Raw genomic sequence first — 4,335 nt, forward strand, 5'->3', positions numbered from 1 at the left:
GGCCGACGCGACAGATACCGCGTCGATGCCGGATGCGCAGAATCGGTTGACCATCAGACCTGGGATGTGTTGCGGCCAGCCTGAAGTGAGAATGGCTGTGCGGGCGAGGTTGCCGCCTTGCGGCCCCACTTGAGAAGCGGAACCCAAGACAAATTCGTCGACCGCAGCCGGGTCGAGACCGAGCCGCGTCACCAAACCCTCCAGCAACTGTTCCACCAGGTGCAATGGACTCGTCTTCGCCAGGGCGCCTGACGCTGACGACTTTCCGCGGGGCATTCGCAGAGATCCGAGGACAAATGCTTCGCGGCAGTCGCACATTGCACGCCTCGTGTCACCACGGTAGACACGGCTGTGGTGAACGAACCACCTATGTTGACCGTCAATGCAGTACGGGCACCCTCGATCTGGTGTTCACCCGCCCGGCCGGTTACCTGTTTTGCGGCGTCGAGCACCATCCGCACGCCGGTAGCGCCCACGGGATGCCCGTTCGCGAGAAGCCCTCCACCGGGATTGACGGGCAAGCTGCCACGACGGCCGATTACCTCTTGTCTGACGGCCTGGCCGCCCTTACCCGGGGGCGCCACGCCGATATGTTCGAGCGTGACCAGTCCGTTGATGGTGAAACAGTCGTGAATTTCTGCCATGTCGAGGTCTTCCACGTCCGTGATGCCGGCGCGCCGGTAGGCGTCCTCTACTGCACCCCGTAGGTGCGGGAACATGTAGTCGGCGTCGGCACTCTGCTCCATTTTGTCTGCGAGCAGCAATGTAGCGGTCCGGTGCCCGAAGCCCGCGATATTTGCCTCGTTTGCGAGGTCGCGGCCGTTTCTTTCGGCCCAGGCCTGCGCGAACTTGGGACCGGCCAGAATGACGCCTGCCGCCCCGTCGGTAATTCGGCCACAGTCGGTCTTACGAAGGAGGCCTTCCACGACCGGGTTGACGTCGTCATTTTCGTCGAACGAGCCTTCAGGAAATCCCCAGTCGCGGGTCTGAGCGAATTCGTTGGTGCTGCCGTTGGCGAATGCGATCTCAGCGAATCGACCCAAGTCGGCGTGATCGAGTCCGTAGCGCCGGTCGTACTCGGTGGCTATTTCGGCGAAGAGCGCGGGCCAGGGGAACCTGGCATCCACTGCCTCACGGCCGGCCCAGGCCGCGGAGCCGAGATGCTCGGCCGCGGTCTGCGCCGAAACGTTCCGCATCAACTCGACGCCCAGCACCAAAGCCACGTCGTAACGTCCGGCCTGGATATCCGCACAGGCCGCCAGAATGGCCGTGCCACCCGACGCGCACGCAGCCTCGTGACGAGTGCTGGGCACTCCGTCCAGCCCCGGCTCGGCCGCGACAACCATTCCGCCGAGCTGGGCCTGACCGGAAAATAGTTCTCCTGCTAGATTTCCCACGTGGATAACGCCAACCTCAGGCGCGTCGACTCCGGCGTCCGATAGCGTGGCAGGAACGATCTCCGCGAACATGTCGAAGAGACCGAGGCCTTCTTTGGTCCAGTTGCGAGAAAAATCGGTCTGGGCTCCACCCAGGACGTATACGGGGTCGGTCATCGAACGTTCTCCTCGCTCTGTGTTCCACGCGACGACGCCGCGACCAGGGTGCGCAACTCGCGCTTGGTGACCTTCCCGACGGGATTTCTCGGCAGTTCATCGAGAAGGGTCAGTGTTTCGGGCAATTTGTATGCCGCAATGTTCTGCGCGCGAAGGAAGTCCAGGATGTCTTCGAGTGTCGGATCTACATCACCGGATGCCACGACCACTGCTGCGACTCGCTCGCCCATCTCCGGATCAGGAACCCCGATCATGGCCGCCTCCGCCACAGCCGGGTGTCCGGAAAGCATCGACTCGAGTTCTGCTGGCGAGATGTTCATCCCGCCTCGCACGATCAAATCCTTGGAGCGGTCCACGTACTGGAGGTAGCGCAGATCGCCGGTCTCGTCGGCGACATATTGGAAGATGTCCCCAGTGGCGAAGTACCCCTCCTTGTCGAAAGGGTCCGACGATGCCGTCCCGGCGAGGTATCCCGAGAAAACCTGGGGTCCCTTGATTCGCAGTTCTCCTGGCACACCTGCAGTAGTGATCTCTTCGCCAGTTGCGAGGTCCACCAGGCGGTTATCCATCCCGTACGACGCCGTGTTGTCCCAGGTGTGATCGGGCGATCCGAAGCGCGGAAAATAGACGGCGCGACGTCCCAGATCCGGCACAGTCACCGCATCGCCGACAAGGCACGTGCCTTCGTTGGAGCCGAAGCAGTTGTTGATCTCGATGTCGAAGCGTCTCTTGTATTCCCCGATCATGTGGGCAGACAACGGTGCAGAACCGGAACCGATGACGCGAACACTGTCGAACACGCCAGCCGATGCAGCGTCGCTTGCGAGCGCTCGGGTAAGTAGTGCCGGCGGTGCGACGGTGTACGTGACCTTGTGCTGCATGAGTTGACCGAAGAAGGTGAGCGCATCGAACGGGTGATGCTGCACCAGCGTTGCGCCGGTGAGGAGCCAGGGCAGGAACATTCCGGCTATTCCGGCCATGTTGACCATAGGAAACGGATTGAGCAGAACATCATCTCGTGTGAGAGTGGCAGCCGAGACACTTCCCATAGCCGAGCCGTACCAGTCATTGGGGCATCGCGGAACCGCTTTGGGCGTCGATTCGGTGCCCGATGTCCAGCAGATCGTGACGCAGTCGTTCGGATCGGGTGTGTACGTGCCGCGGTGTTCGCGCAGACCGCTGAAGTCGGTGACCTGTGCGGCAACTGCGCCCATGTCTACGGCGCCGACCGGGAGATTGTCACCGAAGGCAAACACCGCTGCGAGGCTGGGCACGCTGCTTTTGACCGACATGGCGGAGTCGACCAGTCGGTGAGCGCCAACGCGACTCACCGTCACGAATGCGCGGAAATTCGCGAGGTTGGCCAACTGTTCGAGTTCGTACTCGCGGTACTGGACGGGCAGGGGCGACGCGATGGCACCGATGTTGGTGATCGCGAGCAACGACGCCGAGAGTTCGACCGAGTTCGGCAACTGCACGCCCACCACGTCGTCGATACCGATGCCTGCGTCCAGCAAGGTGACCGCAAGTCGATCCACGAGGTCTGCTAGTTCCGACCATGTCAGTTCTCGCGGTGCACCGTCCGTGATGGCTTCCCGGTTCGCCGGGTCGACGACGGCGATGGAATCGGGCTGTTCAGCGACATTCTTTCCCAGCAGCACGTCCCACGTGTCCTGCCCCCACAAGCCGGATCGGGTGTATTCGTCCACCGTGGTTTGAGGATGCAGTCTCATCGCTGTGCACTTCCTTTTCTGGAATCGTCCACTGAATCTGGACGGAGCTGGAATCAAAGTCACCTGAATCACAGTTGCTTGTTTCGAAGATTAGCCGCTCATCTCGGTTACTACAAGACGCATAGTGACTCTTCTGCGTCGAACAGTGAGCATTTCCAGGCCGTTTCGGGAGATGACAGTAAGCTTCGCCGAATCTGATCATTTTCTCGAAGTTCAAAGAACACATCACTTCGTTGTCGACAGTGACGTGTACGACCGAGAGGGGCGAACAGGACACACGTAGGAACGGAGGTAGGCAATGATTGAGCCCATGCCCACGAAGCCGCATGTCACGGCAAGTGCCCCGCGTCCCGCGTCGTCCGCCTTAGGGCACGCGCTCCTGATGGCCGGGGACAAATGGAGCCTGCAGATCATTCGGCACCTGCTCGGTGGCCCTCATCGATTCCGCCAACTTCGTGACGACTTGCAGATCTCCGATGCAGTCTTGTCGCAACGGCTCACCCGACTGACATCCGACGGCATCCTGGAGGCACGTCAGTACTCGACCGCGCCGCCACGAAACGAATACCTGCTCACCGAATCCGGCGGGCAACTGTGGCAGACGTTTGTCGCGCTCTGGAATTGGGATCGTGCCTGGGCACCCCACAGCTCCGGAAGATCGGATACTGCATTGCGTCACACCAGTTGTGGTCATTTGATCGTCCCTGTATTCGGCTGCGGAAAGTGCCATGCGATCGGCGTCACAGCTCGCGACGTCTACTCAGTCGTCGACGATCGACTGCTTATCGATGTTGCCGATCGTCGATCCCGCCGGTCCGCGGTAAACGGAAGGCCCTCGAATATGGACTCGACCAGCGTGTTGGCGGACCGTTGGTCCATTTTCATCTTGTCCGCCGCCTTGCAGGGCATCCGTAGATTCAATGAGTTCCAGGACGTACTCGGCTCAATTTCCCCGGTCACCCTCGCCGACCGGCTCACCGTCTTCGTCGAGAACGGAATGCTGGCGCGTGTCCCCGTTGCAGATGGCGCCCGCCGTCAGGAATACCGTT

3 protein-coding genes and 2 pseudogenes are annotated in these 4,335 nt (G+C 61.1%); 2 read left to right on the forward strand and 3 right to left on the reverse strand.

Going from position 1 to position 4,335, the window contains the following annotated elements; translation table 11 throughout:
* From WAW17_RS18290 to WAW17_RS18300, 3 genes and pseudogenes are all read right to left on the reverse strand, one after another.
* Positions 1 to 276, reverse strand: a pseudogene (locus tag WAW17_RS18290) (acetyl-CoA C-acyltransferase); the annotation flags it as partial.
* Complete coding sequence (locus WAW17_RS18295) at positions 189 to 1,553, reverse strand: acetyl-CoA acetyltransferase (RefSeq protein WP_422334350.1); 1,365 nt, start codon at positions 1,551 to 1,553, stop codon at positions 189 to 191. The gene WAW17_RS18295 and the pseudogene WAW17_RS18290, both read right to left, overlap by 88 nt.
* Positions 1,550 to 3,286, reverse strand: a complete 1,737-nt coding sequence (locus WAW17_RS18300) for a class I adenylate-forming enzyme family protein (RefSeq protein ID WP_422334351.1) — start codon at positions 3,284 to 3,286, stop codon at positions 1,550 to 1,552. Before WAW17_RS18300 ends, WAW17_RS18295 begins: the two co-directional genes overlap by 4 nt.
* A gap of 382 nt (positions 3,287 to 3,668) precedes the next feature.
* On the opposite strand from WAW17_RS18300, the pseudogene WAW17_RS18305 reads away from it, so the two are divergent.
* Positions 3,669 to 3,920: pseudogene (locus WAW17_RS18305) on the forward strand (winged helix-turn-helix transcriptional regulator); the annotation flags it as partial.
* 207 nt (positions 3,921 to 4,127) lie between these two features.
* Positions 4,128 to 4,335: winged helix-turn-helix transcriptional regulator (locus WAW17_RS18310; RefSeq protein ID WP_422334352.1), on the forward strand; the 208-nt coding region annotated here is incomplete at its 3' end.

It is taken from the genome of Rhodococcus sp. (in: high G+C Gram-positive bacteria) (genome assembly GCF_049286785.1).
Taxonomy (GTDB): Bacteria; Actinomycetota; Actinomycetes; order Mycobacteriales; family Mycobacteriaceae; genus Rhodococcus_F.

Coding starts and splice junctions, on each gene's coding strand:
- WAW17_RS18295 (WP_422334350.1), bottom strand. CDS start 1,553: ATGACCGACCCCGTATACGTCCTGGGTGGAGCCCAGACCGATTTTTCT.
- WAW17_RS18300 (WP_422334351.1), bottom strand. CDS start 3,286: ATGAGACTGCATCCTCAAACCACGGTGGACGAATACACCCGATCCGGC.